The sequence below is a fragment of the Pseudomonas urethralis genome, assembly GCF_021602465.1.
GTDB classification, from domain to species: Bacteria; Pseudomonadota; Gammaproteobacteria; order Pseudomonadales; family Pseudomonadaceae; genus Aquipseudomonas; species Aquipseudomonas vlassakiae.
On the sequence record NZ_BQIJ01000005.1, the window covers coordinates 1 to 14159 of the forward strand.

General features: G+C 62.3%; 14 protein-coding genes. 9 read left to right on the top strand and 5 right to left on the bottom strand.

The window, feature by feature from the left end:
* Positions 1-283: 283 nt before the first annotated feature.
* Together L6D64_RS09865 and aptA are read right to left on the bottom strand one after the other, a co-directional pair.
* The gene (locus tag L6D64_RS09865; protein ID WP_176509615.1) at positions 284-1777 is read right to left on the bottom strand and encodes a CoA-acylating methylmalonate-semialdehyde dehydrogenase; all 1494 of its coding nucleotides are present in this window, start codon (positions 1775-1777) and stop codon (positions 284-286) included.
* A gap of 73 nt (positions 1778-1850) precedes the next feature.
* Positions 1851-3197, bottom strand: coding sequence for an omega-aminotransferase AptA (aptA, locus tag L6D64_RS09870; protein WP_176509616.1), 1347 nt, complete (start codon positions 3195-3197; stop codon positions 1851-1853).
* Between the two features lie 118 nt (positions 3198-3315).
* Here aptA and L6D64_RS09875 point away from each other — a divergent pair, with 118 nt between their 5' ends.
* The 5 genes from L6D64_RS09875 (at position 3316) to L6D64_RS09895 (ending at position 7669) form a co-directional block, all read left to right on the top strand.
* Positions 3316-4233 carry a LysR family transcriptional regulator gene (locus L6D64_RS09875; RefSeq protein WP_054886800.1) on the top strand — a complete coding sequence of 306 codons (918 nt, stop codon included), beginning with the start codon at positions 3316-3318 and terminating at the stop codon, positions 4231-4233.
* 90 nt (positions 4234-4323) lie between these two features.
* The gene (locus tag L6D64_RS09880) at positions 4324-4986 is read left to right on the top strand and encodes a TetR/AcrR family transcriptional regulator (RefSeq protein WP_176509617.1); all 663 of its coding nucleotides are present in this window, start codon (positions 4324-4326) and stop codon (positions 4984-4986) included.
* 9 nt (positions 4987-4995) lie between these two features.
* A complete protein-coding gene (locus L6D64_RS09885) occupies positions 4996-5580 on the top strand; it encodes an IMPACT family protein (protein WP_176509618.1) in 585 nt (194 codons plus the stop codon).
* A gap of 370 nt (positions 5581-5950) precedes the next feature.
* A complete protein-coding gene (locus L6D64_RS09890) occupies positions 5951-6637 on the top strand; it encodes an SDR family oxidoreductase (RefSeq protein WP_176509619.1) in 687 nt (228 codons plus the stop codon).
* Positions 6638-6721: 84 nt separating this feature from the next.
* A complete protein-coding gene (locus L6D64_RS09895; RefSeq protein WP_176509620.1) occupies positions 6722-7669 on the top strand; it encodes an adenosine deaminase in 948 nt (315 codons plus the stop codon).
* Between the two features lie 5 nt (positions 7670-7674).
* Here the strand turns inward: L6D64_RS09895 and L6D64_RS09900 are convergent, their stop codons facing one another.
* Positions 7675-8376, bottom strand: a complete 702-nt coding sequence (locus L6D64_RS09900) for an ArsR/SmtB family transcription factor (protein WP_176509621.1) — start codon at positions 8374-8376, stop codon at positions 7675-7677.
* 453 nt (positions 8377-8829) lie between these two features.
* Between L6D64_RS09900 and L6D64_RS09905 the strand changes: the two genes are divergently transcribed.
* A complete protein-coding gene (locus L6D64_RS09905) occupies positions 8830-9027 on the top strand; it encodes a hypothetical protein (protein ID WP_082433666.1) in 198 nt (65 codons plus the stop codon).
* On the opposite strand, the gene L6D64_RS09910 is transcribed toward L6D64_RS09905, so the two are convergent.
* Complete coding sequence (locus tag L6D64_RS09910) at positions 8978-10159, bottom strand: multidrug effflux MFS transporter (protein ID WP_176509622.1); 1182 nt, start codon at positions 10157-10159, stop codon at positions 8978-8980. The two genes, L6D64_RS09905 and L6D64_RS09910, sit on opposite strands and share 50 nt — an antisense overlap.
* Positions 10160-10264: 105 nt before the next feature.
* A complete protein-coding gene (locus tag L6D64_RS09915; protein WP_176509623.1) occupies positions 10265-10462 on the bottom strand; it encodes a heavy-metal-associated domain-containing protein in 198 nt (65 codons plus the stop codon).
* A gap of 146 nt (positions 10463-10608) precedes the next feature.
* On the opposite strand from L6D64_RS09915, the gene L6D64_RS09920 reads away from it, so the two are divergent.
* Genes L6D64_RS09920 through cueR form a run of 3 tightly spaced genes read left to right on the top strand, consistent with a single transcriptional unit; the run spans position 10609 to position 13853 of the window.
* Positions 10609-10995, top strand: a complete 387-nt coding sequence (locus tag L6D64_RS09920) for a hypothetical protein (RefSeq protein WP_176509624.1) — start codon at positions 10609-10611, stop codon at positions 10993-10995.
* Between the two features lie 57 nt (positions 10996-11052).
* Positions 11053-13452, top strand: a complete 2400-nt coding sequence (locus L6D64_RS09925) for a heavy metal translocating P-type ATPase (RefSeq protein ID WP_176509625.1) — start codon at positions 11053-11055, stop codon at positions 13450-13452.
* The gene (gene cueR, locus L6D64_RS09930; RefSeq protein WP_176509626.1) at positions 13449-13853 is read left to right on the top strand and encodes a Cu(I)-responsive transcriptional regulator; all 405 of its coding nucleotides are present in this window, start codon (positions 13449-13451) and stop codon (positions 13851-13853) included. The genes L6D64_RS09925 and cueR overlap by 4 nt, the downstream gene beginning before the upstream one ends.
* The last annotated feature ends 306 nt before the right edge of the window (positions 13854-14159 follow it).

Sequence of the window (14159 nt, forward strand, 5' to 3'; positions counted from 1 at the left end):
GACTCGCTGCGATCTCTCGTAGCGGGAGGCGAATAATACAGCGTTTAAAACCGCTGTCAACCTTCATCTCAACCGCCATCGATCATTCGATCGAAGCGCTCCCAACCTCGCCGCAACTACCTAACTCATTGAATTTCAAGGAGTTTGTCGTTCCGATGTCGCTGGAAGTGGGGCGCATTATAAGGGGATTCGAGACCCCGTCAACCTTTAATTTCAGGAAACTTCAAGATCGCCGAAAACAAAGCGGGGAGGCCTGCCGGCCCCCCCGCTTTTCCTTCACCCCTTACAAACTGGGGAACGCAAACTGCGAGGCCTCATGGCTGGCCCGCTGCGGCCAACGCTGGGTGATCGCCTTGCGACGGGTATAGAAGCGCACACCGTCCGGGCCATAGGCATGCAGGTCGCCGAACAGCGAACGCTTCCAGCCACCGAAGCTGTGATAGGCAACCGGCACCGGCAGCGGTACGTTGACGCCGACCATGCCCACTTCGATTTCGTCACAGAACAGGCGCGCCGCTTCACCGTCACGAGTGAAGATGCAGGTACCGTTGCCATATTCATGATCGTTGATCAGCTGCATGGCCTGCTCCAGGCTGTTAACGCGCACCACGCACAGCACCGGGCCAAAGATCTCTTCTTTATAGATGCGCATCTGCGGGGTCACGTTGTCGAACAGCGTGCCGCCAACGAAGTAGCCATCTTCATTACCTGGCACACGCAAGCCACGGCCATCCACCACCAGCTTGGCGCCAGCGGCAACGCCGTCGTCGATGTAACCGACAACCTTGTCACGGGCAGCGGCAGTGACCAGCGGGCCCATGTCCAGGCCGCAGGAAGTGCCAGCCCCAATCTTCAGCGCCTTGATCTGCGGCTCCAGCTTGGCGATCAGTGCATCGGCAACCTGATCACCCACGCACACTGCCACCGAAATAGCCATGCAGCGCTCGCCGCACGAACCATAGGCAGCGCCCATCAGCGCGCTGACCGCGTTGTCCAGGTCGGCATCGGGCATCAACACCGCGTGGTTCTTCGCACCGCCCAGGGCCTGTACACGCTTGCCACGCTTGGTGCCTTCGGCATAGATGTATTCGGCAATCGGCGTCGAACCGACGAAGCTCAGCGCTTTCACTTCCGGTGCTTCGATCAGCGCATCGACCGCTTCCTTGTCACCATGCACCACGTTGAGGATGCCCTTCGGCAGACCAGCCTCCAGCAGCAACTGAGCGATGAACAGGGTCGAGCTCGGGTCACGCTCGGATGGTTTGAGAATGAACGCGTTACCGCAGGCAATGGCCAGTGGGTACATCCACAGCGGCACCATGGCCGGGAAGTTGAATGGCGTGATGCCAGCGACCACACCCAGCGGCTGGAAGTCGGACCAGGCATCGATGTTCGGGCCGACGTTGCGGCTGTACTCGCCTTTCAGCACTTCCGGTGCAGCACAGGCGAATTCGACGTTCTCGATGCCACGCTTCAGTTCGCCGGCCGCGTCTTCCAGGGTCTTGCCGTGCTCTTCGCTGATCATCTGCGAGATGCGGGCTTCGTTTTGCTCCAGCAGTTGCTTGAAGCGGAACATCACCTGGGCGCGCTTGGCCGGTGGGGTGTTGCGCCAGGCCGGGAAGGCAGCCTTGGCCGAGTCAATGGCTTCCTGCACGGTCGCGCGGCTAGCCAGTTCGACCTTGCGCACCGCCTGACCGGTAGACGGGTTGAAGACATCGGCGGTGCGCTCACCTTTGGTAACCAGCTCGCCGTGAATCAGGTGCTGAACAATGCTCATGCAAAACTCCAGGTAAAGAAGGTTGAGGCAGGCGCGTGATGGGTTCACGCGCCCTACGTCAAAAGCGGAAAGATCAGTCGATCTGGTTCAGGGCTTCACCGACCGCGTCGAACAGGCGATCCAGTTCCTGCGGCTGGGTATTGAAGGTTGGGCCGAACTGCAGGGTGTCGCCACCGAAGCGTACATAGAAGCCGGCTTGCCACAGCTTCATGGCTGCTTCGTAAGGACGCACGATGGCATCGCCATCGCGGGCAGCGATCTGGATCGCGCCGGCCAGGCCGTAGTTACGGATGTCGACGATGTTCTTGGTGCCCTTCACGCCATGCAGCAGTTTCTCGAAGTGCGGTGCCAGTTCGGCAGCCGATTGCACCAGGCTTTCCTTCTGCAGCAGATCGAGCGCGGCGAGACCAGCAGCGCAGGCTACCGGGTGCGCCGAGTAGGTGTAGCCGTGGGGGAATTCCACCGCATATTCCGGCGTCGGCTGGTTCATGAAGGTCTGGTAGATCTCGCGGGTGGCGATGACCGCCCCCATGGGGATGGCACCGTTGGTGACCTGTTTGGCGATGCACATCAGGTCAGGGGTGACACCAAAGGCCTCGGAGCCAGTCATGGCGCCCATGCGGCCAAAGCCTGTGATCACTTCGTCGAAGATCAGCAGGATGTTGTGCTGGGAGCAGATTTCACGCAGGCGCTTCAGGTAACCCTTCGGCGGCGGCAGCACGCCGGCGGAACCCGCCAAAGGCTCGACGATCACCGCTGCGATGTTCGAGGCATCGTGCAGCTCGATCAGCTTGAGCATTTCATCTGCCAGGGCGATACCGCCCTCTTCCGGCAGGCCTTTGGAGAAGGCGTTAACTGGCAGCACGGTATGAGGCAGGTGGTCGACGTCCAGCAACTGGCCGAACATCTTGCGGTTACCGTTGACGCCACCCAGGCTGGTGCCGGCAATGTTCACCCCGTGATAACCACGGGCACGGCCAATGATCTTGGTCTTGGTGGCCTGGCCTTTCAGGCGCCAGTAGGCACGCACCATCTTCAGCGCAGTGTCGCAGCACTCGGAGCCGGAGTTGGTATAGAAGACGTGATTCAAGTCGCCCGGGGTCAGCTCGGCGATTTTCTCGGCCAGCTGGAAGGACAGCGGGTGGCCGAACTGGAACGCCGGGGAATAATCGAGGGTACCGACCTGGCGTGCAACCGCTTCGGTGATTTCCTTGCGGGTATGCCCGGCGCCACAGGTCCACAGGCCAGACAGGGCGTCGAAGACCTTGCGCCCCTTGTCATCGACCAGGTAGTTGCCTTGGGCCGCCACGATCAGACGCGGGTCGCGCTGGAAGTTACGGTTGGCGGTGTAGGGCATCCAGTGGGCATCCAGCTTCAGCTGGCTGGCGATACCCGCAGTAGCGGTTTCAGGCATGTTCATCGGCGGTTCCTCGGAAGGCGATCAGGCAACGATGGATGTTGTTGCAGCTAAATTCGCACGCGGATAAAGTCTGAAAAAGCCTACATTTCTAATCTTCAGGTAGCGCAAGACTAAACATATGAGCAGACGACCCGACCCTCTCGCACAAGTGAGCGATTTCGACATCCGCCTGCTGAAAATCTACCGAAGCGTGGTTGAATGTGGCGGTTTCTCGGCTGCGGAGAACGTGCTGGGGATTGGCCGTTCAGCCATCAGCCAACAAATGAACGATCTCGAACAGCGCCTGGGTCTGCGCTTGTGCCAGCGTGGTCGTGCCGGTTTCTCGCTGACCGAGGAAGGCCGCGAGGTCTATCACTCGGCATTGCAGTTGCTCAGTGCACTCGAAACATTCCGTACCGAGGTCAACGGCCTGCACCAGCACTTGCGCGGCGAGCTGAACATCGGCCTTACCGACAACCTGGTCACCCTGCCGCATATGCGCATCACCCATGCCTTGGCCGAACTCAAGGACCGCGGCCCGGATGTGCGCATCCAGATCCGCATGATCGCCCCCAGCCAGGTGGAGCAAGGGGTACTGGACGGCAGCCTGCACGTCGGCGTGGTCCCCCAGACCAGCCCTCTGTCCGGCCTGGAATACCAACCGCTGTACAGCGAACGGTCACAGCTCTACTGCGCAGTTGGCCACCCGTTGTTCTACGCCGACAACCAGCAGATCGACGATGACCGCCTCAACAGCCAGGAAGCGATCGCGCCAACCTTCCGCCTGCCTGCGGAAATCCAGGCGCACTACCAGGCGCTCAACTGCACTGCCAGTGCTTCGGACCGCGAAGGCATGGCGTTCCTGATCCTCACCGGCCGCTATATTGGCTACCTGCCCGACCACTACGCCACGTTCTGGGTCCAACAAGGTCGCCTGCGTGCACTCAAGCCTGCGCAACGCTTCTATGACCTGAGCCTGAGCTGGGTAACGCGCAAAGGGCGGCGACCGAACCTGGTACTGGAAAGCTTCCTGGAAAGCCTGGCTGCGACACGTTGATGCCAGCTTCTGACGCTAAGGCTTGTCACGCCAGCACAGGCAGGTAATCTTGTCCGACATTCGTTGCCACAGACCTGTCCGGAATCGTCCATGACCCTAGAAGTCCCTGCGCATCGCCTCGCCGCCTCTGGCAAGCCCGCCGGCCGCATCCGCCAGAAGAACGAACAGGCCATCATCCAGGCCGCCGAAGACGAATTCGCCCGCCATGGGTTCAAAGGCACCAGCATGAACACGATCGCGCTGAAAGCCGGCTTGCCCAAGGCCAACCTGCATTACTACTTCACCAACAAGCTCGGCCTCTACATCGCCGTGCTGAGCAACATCATCGAGCTGTGGGACAGCACCTTCAATGCCCTGAGCGTCGACGACGACCCAGGCGAAGCGCTGAGCCAGTACATCCGCACCAAGATGGAGTTCTCCCGGCGCAACCCGCAGGCATCGCGCATCTTCGCGATGGAAGTGATCAGCGGGGGTACCTGCCTGACCGAGTATTTCAGCGCCGACTACCGCGAATGGTTCCGCGGGCGGGCCGCCGTGTTCCAAGCCTGGATGGACGCCGGCAAGATGGACCCGGTCGACCCGGTGCATCTGATTTTCCTGCTCTGGGGCAGTACCCAGCACTATGCTGACTTCGCCACCCAGATTTGCCAGGTCACGGGCCGCAGCCGGCTGACCAAGCAAGACATGGAAGATGCCAGCAACAACCTTATCCACATCATTCTCAAGGGGTGCGGCATAAAGCCGAGTGCCTGACGTTCATCTATGCCTTCTACCCTGCTCGACCTCTGCGAATTTCGCGAGGAAATCCGCAAGAGCCGCTTCATCACCCTCGCCAGCCCGATCAACAGTGCCGCCGAGGCGATGAGCTTCATCGAGCGTCACAGTGACTTGGCCGCCACCCACAACTGCTGGGCATGGAAAATCGGCGGGCAATACCGCAGCAATGACGATGGCGAACCGGGCGGCACTGCCGGAAGGCCAATCCTGGCGGCCATCGAAGCCCAGGACTGCGACCAGGTGGTGGTGCTGGTGATTCGCTGGTACGGCGGTATTCAGCTGGGCACCGGCGGGCTGGCGCGTGCCTATGGCGGTGGCGCCAACAAGTGCCTGCAGCAAGCCCCCAAACGCCTGCTGGTCCAGCGCAGCGAGTACACCTGCAGCTGCACCTTCAGCGAGTTGGCCCTGGTGAAACTGCGCCTGGCAGAGGTGGAGGGTCTGGTACTCGACGAGCAGTTCACCGCCAATGGCGTCGACCTGCATATCGCTGTGGGCGAAGCCCATGTGCCTGTATTGCAACAGCAACTGGCGGACCTGAGCCGCGGCCGGATCCTTCTCGAAGCATGCTGAGGTTTGCCCACAGCAACTGTGGGCTGGCCTGTGGATAAGCTTGGGGCACTCCGCTGCAGACCAAGCACAGCAAGGCCTCCAGAGCACTGAGCATATTTTGATCACTGTTTGATGACAACAGTAAACGACTGAGCCTTCAGAAGTTATCCCCAATGTGTCTGGAAGATTGCATAACCCCGATCGTGGCGCTTGCACACATTTACTGTGGACGAGCCTGTGGATAACCCGTTAGCCAACACGCCAAGCACCCGCCCGCTCACGGCCAGACGCACCTGTACATTTTTTAGCCAATGGTGAAGCAGGCGAGGCATACGTTCGAACTCTGCAGTATGCTCAATGCCTTTTCCTTCACCGATAAAGGAATGTTCCTATGGCATCCTCCAGAACTGCCCTCATCATCGGCGCTTCCCGCGGTCTCGGCCTGGGCCTGGTACAACGTCTGCACGAAGACGGCTGGAACATTGTTGCAACCGTGCGCAACCCTCAAGTGCCAGGCGCCCTTGCCGATGTCCCCGGCGTGCGCATCGAGCAACTGGAAATGAACGACACCACCCAGCTCGATGGCCTCCAGCAACGCCTGCAAGGCCAGCTGTTCGACCTGGTCTTCATCAACGCCGGGGTCATGGGCCCCCTGCCGCAAGACCTGGAGACCGTGAACGTCCAGGCCGTTGGCGATCTGTTCATGACCAATGCCGTGGCCCCGATCCGTGTCGCCCGGCGCCTGGCCGGCCAGGTACGCGAAGGCAGCGGCGTGCTCGCGTTCATGAGCTCGATCCTCGGCAGCGTGACCATCCCCGACGGTGGCGAGATCTGCCTGTACAAGGCCAGCAAGGCCGCGCTCAATTCCATGATCAACAGTTTCGTGGTCGATCTGCAGCGCCCAGACCTGTGCGTACTGGCCATGCACCCGGGCTGGGTGAAGACCGACATGGGTGGCGAAAACGCCGAGATCGACGTGCTCACCAGCACCCGGGGCATGCTCGAACAGATCAAGGCGCAAAGCGGACACGGTGGCCTGCGCTTCATCAACTACAAAGGCGAATCACTCACCTGGTGAGGTGAATACCGACCGGCCGGGCGCAATGCCCGGCCAGGCCCTGTAGAATGGCGGCAACCGTATCTGATTCGAGACTCCCTCCATATGTATGACTGGCTGAATGCCCTGCCCAAGGCAGAACTGCACCTGCACCTTGAAGGCTCGTTGGAACCCGAGCTGTTGTTCGCCCTGGCCGAGCGCAACAAGATCGCCCTGCCCTGGAACGACGTGGAAACCCTTCGTCGCGCCTATGCGTTCAACAACCTCCAAGAGTTTCTCGACCTGTATTACCAAGGCGCAGACGTGCTGCGCACCGAACAGGACTTCTACGACCTGACCTGGGCTTACCTGCAACGCTGCAAGGCGCAGAATGTGGTCCATACCGAACCGTTCTTCGATCCGCAGACCCACACCGACCGTGGCATCCCGTTCGAGGTCGTGCTCAACGGCATCAACCAGGCGTTGAAGGACGGTCGCGAACAACTGGGTATCAGCAGCGGCCTGATCCTGAGCTTCCTGCGCCACCTGAGTGAAGACGAAGCGCAAAAAACCCTCGACCAAGCGCTGCCCTTCCGCGACGCGTTCATCGCCGTCGGCCTGGACAGTTCGGAAATGGGCCACCCACCCAGCAAGTTCCAGCGGGTGTTCGACCGCGCCCGCAGCGAAGGCTTCGTGGCCGTGGCCCATGCCGGTGAGGAAGGCCCACCCGAGTACATCTGGGAAGCCCTCGACCTGCTGAAGATCAAGCGTATCGACCACGGTGTACGCGCCATCGAAGACGAACGCCTGATGCAACGCATCATCGACGAGCAGATCCCGCTCACCGTCTGCCCGTTGTCGAACACCAAGCTCTGCGTGTTCGACCACATGAGCCAGCATAACATCCTCGACATGCTGGAACGTGGTGTGAAGGTGACGGTGAACTCGGACGACCCTGCCTACTTTGGCGGGTATGTCACCGAGAACTACCACGCCCTGCACACCCACCTGGGCATGACCGAAGACCAGGCCCGCCGACTGGCGCAAAACAGCCTGGATGCTCGCCTGGTCTGAAGCCGTCAACCGACCTGCAAGGTGGTCACGCGGGCTATACAGTTGATCTGCTGCACACCCTCGGCAGAAATCTGCAGTACCCGCGTGCCCTCAGGTTCGCGTATCCAGCCAGACTGCAAAAACAGTTTGAGCAACGCCTGACCAAGGCTACCGCCCAAGTGTGGCCCTTGGTCGCTCCATTCATTGCAATGGCAAATCACACAGTGCCGCCGCGATGCCAGCGCATCGATGTAGACGCCCATGGCAGCCAGTTGCGTTCGGCCCTCCTCACTGACCATCAGTTCCCGCTCGCTGCCCTCCAGCCAGCCCGCCACCACCAGCCGGTGATACAACTCGCCCGCCAGCTCGCCGCCCAGGTGTTCGCCACAGCGACGTGCCCTGCGCATCGACATCGGCAGCTGCAGCACCTCCGTGCGCGGCCCCTTTGTCGACACCAGCTGGACGCTGGCCAGCGCTTCGACAGCAACGCCCACCTGAGGCGTGGCGAGCCTGAAGTAGCGCTTGCGCCCGCGCGCCTCAAGCCTGAGCAGGCCGGCCGAAGACAGCAACGAAAGGTGGGCACAGGCCGACGACGCGCTCAGGCCGGCCATCATCGCCAGTTCATCTGTCGGCCGCGGTGTGCCATCGATTAGCGCCCACAACATCGCGCTACGCTTGGGGTCGGCCATCAGGCCGGCAATCTGACTGATACTACTGACTGCATTCATGTCCCTGTATCTCCCCGCATGATCACGTCCGGTTTCAGAGGCCAGCATTGGTTACGCTGGTCGCCTCTCAAGCAAACTGCCAAGGGCCAGTATAAGCCGCGCCCGTGCCGCTCCCGGCAGCCTGGCGCATGCTCAAGCGGGCTCATTCAGCGTTGGGTGGGGCCACCCTTTCGCGCGCCAGAATCGGCACAAACTGGAAGAGAAAAGGAAAATAAAGGGCATGAGGAAGGATGGCCCGGAGTGAGTAGCGACTCTGCTGACAGCGCACTTCCTCAAGTAGCGCAAATCAAATCGAAGCTTCCACATCAATCCAGGGATATCCGCTGGAAACGTCGCACAGGCCATAGCGAATGGCGCCCGGACCGCCAGTCAGGACAGTCACCCAAGCCATGGCGCCAGCAGACTGCAGCGCTACACTTGATCCGCTCTCCCCCCAATCGGAGGTATGCCACGATGAAGATTGTCGTCAGTGCGTCGAATCGCAACCCCAACTGCCCCTGGCAGGTAAGGCTCGACCAGCATGTGGTGAGTTTTCGCAGCGAGGCAGAAGCACGTGCCTTCGTTGCCACCCTGCAAACCCGCCTGCAGGCACCTCACCCGCTCATGCTGGACGCGTGGCCTGCAAACGCCGGGTCAACAGCGCGACACTGACCACCAGTGCCCCGCAGAGGCTGATCACCAACGTCATGGGCACGGCACTGCCATCATGCAGCACGCCGACCAGCGAGGCCGCACCGGCCGCGACGCTGAATTGCAGGCAGCCCATCAATGCCGAAGCACTGCCTGCCCGTGCGCCCTGGCCACTCATGGCGCAGGCCGACGCATTGGGGATGATGCACCCCAGGCTGGCAATGCAGACGAACAGCGGTACCAGCAATGGCCACAACTGCGCCGGGCGCAGGGCTGCCACGCCAAGCAATACCAGGCCTGCTGCCAAGTACAGCCAGACCGCCCGCACCAACAGGAATGCCGGGCCTCGCTTGGCCAGCAGGCGCGCGTTGACCTGGGCGACCAGAATGAAGCCGGCCGCGTTGGTACCGAACAGCCAGCCATAATGCTCTGCGGGTACGCCATAGAGCTTGATGAATACGAAAGGTGAACCGGCGATGTAGGCAAACATCCCGGCAATGGCGATACCACCGGTCAAGGCATGGCCGATGAACACACGGTCAGTCAATAACCGCAGGTACTGACGCAATGCGCCTGACAGCGGCTGGCGCGGCATGCTGGCCGGCAGGCTTTCCGGCAGGCCCAGGCTTACCGCCAGCAGGCTGGCCGCGCTGAACAGGCTCAGCGCCAGGAAAATCGACTGCCAACCGGCCAGGTTCACCAGGACCCCGCCAAGCATCGGCGCAAGGATGGGGGCCAGGCCCATCACCAGCATCAACTGCGAGAACACCTTGGCCGACGCCACCGGGTCGCACTTGTCGCTGACGATGGCCCGCGACAGGACCATGCCAGCGCAGCCGCCCAGCGCCTGGACAAAGCGCGCCAGGATCAAGGTATCGAGGTTTGGGGCGTAAGCACAGGCCAGTGAGGCCAGGGTGAACAGCGCCACCCCGAACAACAGCGGTTTGCGCCGGCCGAAGCGGTCTGCCACCGGCCCGTAGGCGAGCTGGCCGATCGACAGGCCGAGGAAATAGGCCGCCAGGGTGGCCTGTACATGTTTTTCGTCGGTGGCGAACGCCTGCGCCATGGCCGGGAAGGCGGGCAGGTAGAAGTCGATCGCCAAGGGCCCGAACGCACTCAGTGCGCCCAGGATCAGGACCATTCGCAGGTTCATCAGGAATCCATAGCAGGCTAAGCAAGCTGCCAAGTCTACCTGCAGTGGCCACCCTCAGCATGAAAACATTTGCAACAAAACAGGGCCGCAGTGCGGCACCTCGGTTCAGGCCACTTCAGCTTGGTAGCCTTCCTCCCGAATAGCCGCCAATACCTGCTCCGCGGCCAGCGAGCTTTGCACCCGCACTTGCTGGCCAGGCAGATCGACTTCCACGGTAGCCTGCGCATCCTTTTCCTGTACTGCACGAGTCACGGCTTTCACGCAATGGCCACAGGACATGCCTTGAACATTGAACACTTGCATGGGGACTACCTCCTTCAGGGTTTTGCCCAGTTTCAAGCTTGCCATCGGGGCAAGGTCAAGTTCTGCGTGAAACGGCCGGGCTGGAAATCCGCGCGGACCTCGGCCAAGCTGCGCCTTTGACGATTTGTGCAAGCAGGAGATTCTTCATGTTCAGGACAGCAGTGGGCGTTGTCGGGCTGTTGGCCGCAGTGACGGCAGTGCCGCCGGCCAGCGCCGAGGGCAACTCGGACTACAGCGTGCTGATCATTTCCCGGGAACGCCTGGAAGTGGCCACCAGCTGCGAAATCGGCGTGTACCTCAACGATCAGCTCTCGGGGCGCGTCTTCCAGGAACAGTCAACGTCCTTCAACCTGCCGCCCGGTCCGATTGATGTTCGCCTGCGCCTGTTGCCCGGGCAGATGCCGGGGTGTGCCCCGGGTATCGAGGACCAACGCAGCACGCGGCTCAACCTGCAAGCAGGCCAGATCAGCAAGTACCGCATCGCCATGGGCCAACAGGGTCTTGAACTGAAGCGAGCCGGCCTGGGCTATTGACCTTCCCCGCGTGGCAAGGTTGATGCTGATGCTCTAGCCCTGCCAAGGAGGAGAGCCATGCCCGCATCCAACACGTTCAACCTGCCGATTTCCGGCATGACCTGCGCCAGCTGTGCGGGCCGTGTCGAGCGCGCCCTGCGAAAGGTCAGCGGCGCCGATCAGGTCAGCGTCAACCTCGCCACTGAACAGGCCAGGGTCCAGGCCCCGGCAGGTAGCCTGCCAGCCCTGGTCGAAGCCGTGCGCAGCGCCGGCTATGGCGTACCCACCCGAACCGTGGAGCTGCAGATCAGCGGCATGACCTGTGCCAGCTGCGTCGGCCGCGTGGAGCGCGCCCTCGGCAAATTGCCGGGGGTTGAACAGGTCAGCGTCAACCTGGCCAGCGAGCGTGCCCACCTCGAAGTGCTGCAGGCGCTCGACGATCAGTCGTTGATTGCCACCGTCGAAGCAGCCGGCTATCGCGCCAGCCTGCCCCAAGCGGCCAAGGATGATCAGCAAGATGCCCAAAGACGCCTGCGCAACGAGCGCCTGGCCGTAGCCGCTGCGCTGTTGCTGGCGCTGCCATTGGTGCTGCCGATGCTGGTGCAACCCTTCGGCCTGCACTGGATGCTGCCCGCCTGGGCGCAGTTCGCGCTGGCCACCCCGGTGCAGTTCATGCTTGGCGCACGCTTCTACAAGGCCGCCTACAAAGCCGTGCGGGCCGGTGCCGGCAACATGGACCTGCTGGTCGCCCTGGGCACCAGCGCAGGGTACGGCCTGAGCCTGTACCAATGGGCCAAGGCCCCGGTCGGAATGGCCCCCCACCTTTACTTCGAAGCTTCGGCGGTAGTCATCGCCCTGGTGCTGCTGGGCAAATACCTCGAAAGCCGGGCCAAGCGCCAGACGGCCAGCGCCATTCGCGCTTTGGAAGCCCTGCGCCCGGAACGGGCCGTGCGCGTCATCGACGGCCGCGAAGAAGACGTGGCGATTGCCCAACTGCGCCTCGGCGACCTGGTTCTGGTCAAACCTGGCGAACGCTTCCCGGTCGACGGTACGGTGGAGGAAGGCAGCAGCCACGCCGACGAAGCATTGATCAGCGGTGAGAGCCTGCCGGTCCCCAAACAACCCGGCGACAGCGTCACCGGCGGTGCCATCAATGGCGAAGGCCGGCTGCTGGTGCGTACTCAGGCGCTGGGCACGGAAACCGTGCTGGCGCGTATCATCCGTCTGGTCGAGGACGCACAAGCCGCCAAGGCACCGATCCAGAAACTGGTCGATCGCGTCAGCCAGGTGTTCGTGCCCGCCGTGCTGGTGCTGGCATTGTTCACTTTGACTGGCTGGTGGCTGGCGGGTGCACCGCTGGAGACTGCACTGATCAATGCGGTCGCCGTGCTGGTCATCGCCTGCCCCTGCGCCCTGGGCCTGGCCACGCCGGCAGCGATCATGGCCGGCACCGGTGTGGCCGCTCGCCACGGCATCCTGATCAAGGACGCCGAAGCGCTGGAGCGGGCCCATGCGGTCAACCGCGTGGTGTTCGACAAGACCGGCACCCTCACCTCTGGCAGCCCGCGTATCGTCCACAGCCAGGCGCTGGACGGTGACGGCGCCAACCTGCACCGCCTGGCCGGTGCCCTGCAGCGCGGCAGCGAACACCCGCTGGCCAAGGCGGTACTGGATGCCTGTGCCGAGCAAGGCCTCGAAGTACCCGTCGTCACCGACAGTCAGTCGCTTACCGGTCGGGGCATTGCCGGGCGTGTGGGAGGTCGCGAGCTGGCACTGGGCAACCGCCGGCTGCTCGAAGAAAGCGGCCTGCAACCCGGCGAACTGGCTGCCAGCGCTCAAGCCTGGGAAGCCGAAGGCCGCACCTTGTCGTGGCTCATCGAACGCGGTACGGCGCCTCGCGTGCTCGGCCTGTTCGCCTTTGGCGATAGCCTCAAACCGGGTGCCGAGCAGGCCATCGCTGCCCTGCACGCCCGCCACATCAGCAGCCACCTGCTGACCGGCGACAACCGCGGAAGTGCCAAGGTGGTGGCCGATGCCCTTGGCATTGACGACGTGCACGCCGAAGTACTGCCGGCCGACAAGGCCGCCACCGTGGCCACCCTGAAAAACGACGGAGTGGTGGCGATGGTCGGCGACGGCATCAACGATGCCCCGGCCCTGGCCGCTGCCGACATCGGCATCGCCATGGGCGGTGGCACAGACGTCGCCATGCAGGCTGCCGGCATCACCCTGATGCGCGGTGACCCACTGCTGGTGCCCGCCGCGCTGGAGATCAGCCGCAAGACCTATGCAAAAATCCGTCAGAATCTGTTCTGGGCCTTCATCTACAACCTGATCGGCATTCCCCTGGCCGCGCTTGGCTACCTCAACCCGGTACTGGCCGGCGCCGCCATGGCGCTGTCCAGCGTCAGCGTGGTCAGCAATGCCCTGTGGTTGAAGACCTGGAAACCCACCAGCACCTTGCAGGAGGCCCGATGAACATTGGCCAGGCCGCCCGCCGCAGCGGGCTCAGCACCAAGATGATCCGCTATTACGAATCCATCGGCCTGCTCAAGCCGGCCACCCGTAGCGACAGCGGCTACCGCTTGTACCAGGCCGAGGACTTGCACAGCCTGGCATTCATCAAGCGCTCCCGTGACCTGGGGTTTTCCCTGGAAGAAGTGGGCAAACTGCTGACCTTGTGGCAGGACCGCGGCCGTGCCAGCGCCGACGTCAAGGCCCTGGCCATGCAGCACATCGATGAACTGAACCGGCGCATCGACGAGCTGGTGAGCCTGCGTGACACCCTGGGCGATCTGGTTGCCCACTGCCAGGGGGATGACCGCCCGGACTGCCCGATTCTGAAGGACCTGGCCAATGGCGCAGGATGCTGCCATTGAAAGCAGGCGGCGTGCTGAGACCGGCACGCCGCACACCTTTGGTATGCCATATTAGCCTAAAGCCGACCGAATAGTCGCCAAATGCGACTTCGCCCAATAAATACGGGCACTTTCGCTAAAAATTCCCCGGACCCTGCCGATGCAGTGGCTACCTGCCTCGCGTGCAAAAAAACAAACCCCGGGAGCGTCGATGAACATCAAACAGAAACTGACATGGGCCTTCGCGATCATCGCGGGCTTGCCCATCGTCCTCGTAGCCACCTTGGTGGTCATCAACCTGCGCGGCGAAGCGCGTGACGGTTTCCT

Bases quoted from the DNA above. Each gene is read 5' to 3' on its own strand.
- L6D64_RS09865 (WP_176509615.1), bottom strand. From the start codon at position 1,777: ATGAGCATTGTTCAGCACCTGATTCACGGCGAGCTGGTTACCAAAGGT.
- aptA (WP_176509616.1), bottom strand. From the start codon at position 3,197: ATGAACATGCCTGAAACCGCTACTGCGGGTATCGCCAGCCAGCTGAAG.
- L6D64_RS09875 (WP_054886800.1), top strand. From the start codon at position 3,316: ATGAGCAGACGACCCGACCCTCTCGCACAAGTGAGCGATTTCGACATC.
- L6D64_RS09880 (WP_176509617.1), top strand. From the start codon at position 4,324: ATGACCCTAGAAGTCCCTGCGCATCGCCTCGCCGCCTCTGGCAAGCCC.
- L6D64_RS09885 (WP_176509618.1), top strand. From the start codon at position 4,996: ATGCCTTCTACCCTGCTCGACCTCTGCGAATTTCGCGAGGAAATCCGC.
- L6D64_RS09890 (WP_176509619.1), top strand. From the start codon at position 5,951: ATGGCATCCTCCAGAACTGCCCTCATCATCGGCGCTTCCCGCGGTCTC.
- L6D64_RS09895 (WP_176509620.1), top strand. From the start codon at position 6,722: ATGTATGACTGGCTGAATGCCCTGCCCAAGGCAGAACTGCACCTGCAC.
- L6D64_RS09900 (WP_176509621.1), bottom strand. From the start codon at position 8,376: ATGAATGCAGTCAGTAGTATCAGTCAGATTGCCGGCCTGATGGCCGAC.
- L6D64_RS09905 (WP_082433666.1), top strand. From the start codon at position 8,830: ATGAAGATTGTCGTCAGTGCGTCGAATCGCAACCCCAACTGCCCCTGG.
- L6D64_RS09910 (WP_176509622.1), bottom strand. From the start codon at position 10,159: ATGAACCTGCGAATGGTCCTGATCCTGGGCGCACTGAGTGCGTTCGGG.
- L6D64_RS09915 (WP_176509623.1), bottom strand. From the start codon at position 10,462: ATGCAAGTGTTCAATGTTCAAGGCATGTCCTGTGGCCATTGCGTGAAA.
- L6D64_RS09920 (WP_176509624.1), top strand. From the start codon at position 10,609: ATGTTCAGGACAGCAGTGGGCGTTGTCGGGCTGTTGGCCGCAGTGACG.
- L6D64_RS09925 (WP_176509625.1), top strand. From the start codon at position 11,053: ATGCCCGCATCCAACACGTTCAACCTGCCGATTTCCGGCATGACCTGC.
- cueR (WP_176509626.1), top strand. From the start codon at position 13,449: ATGAACATTGGCCAGGCCGCCCGCCGCAGCGGGCTCAGCACCAAGATG.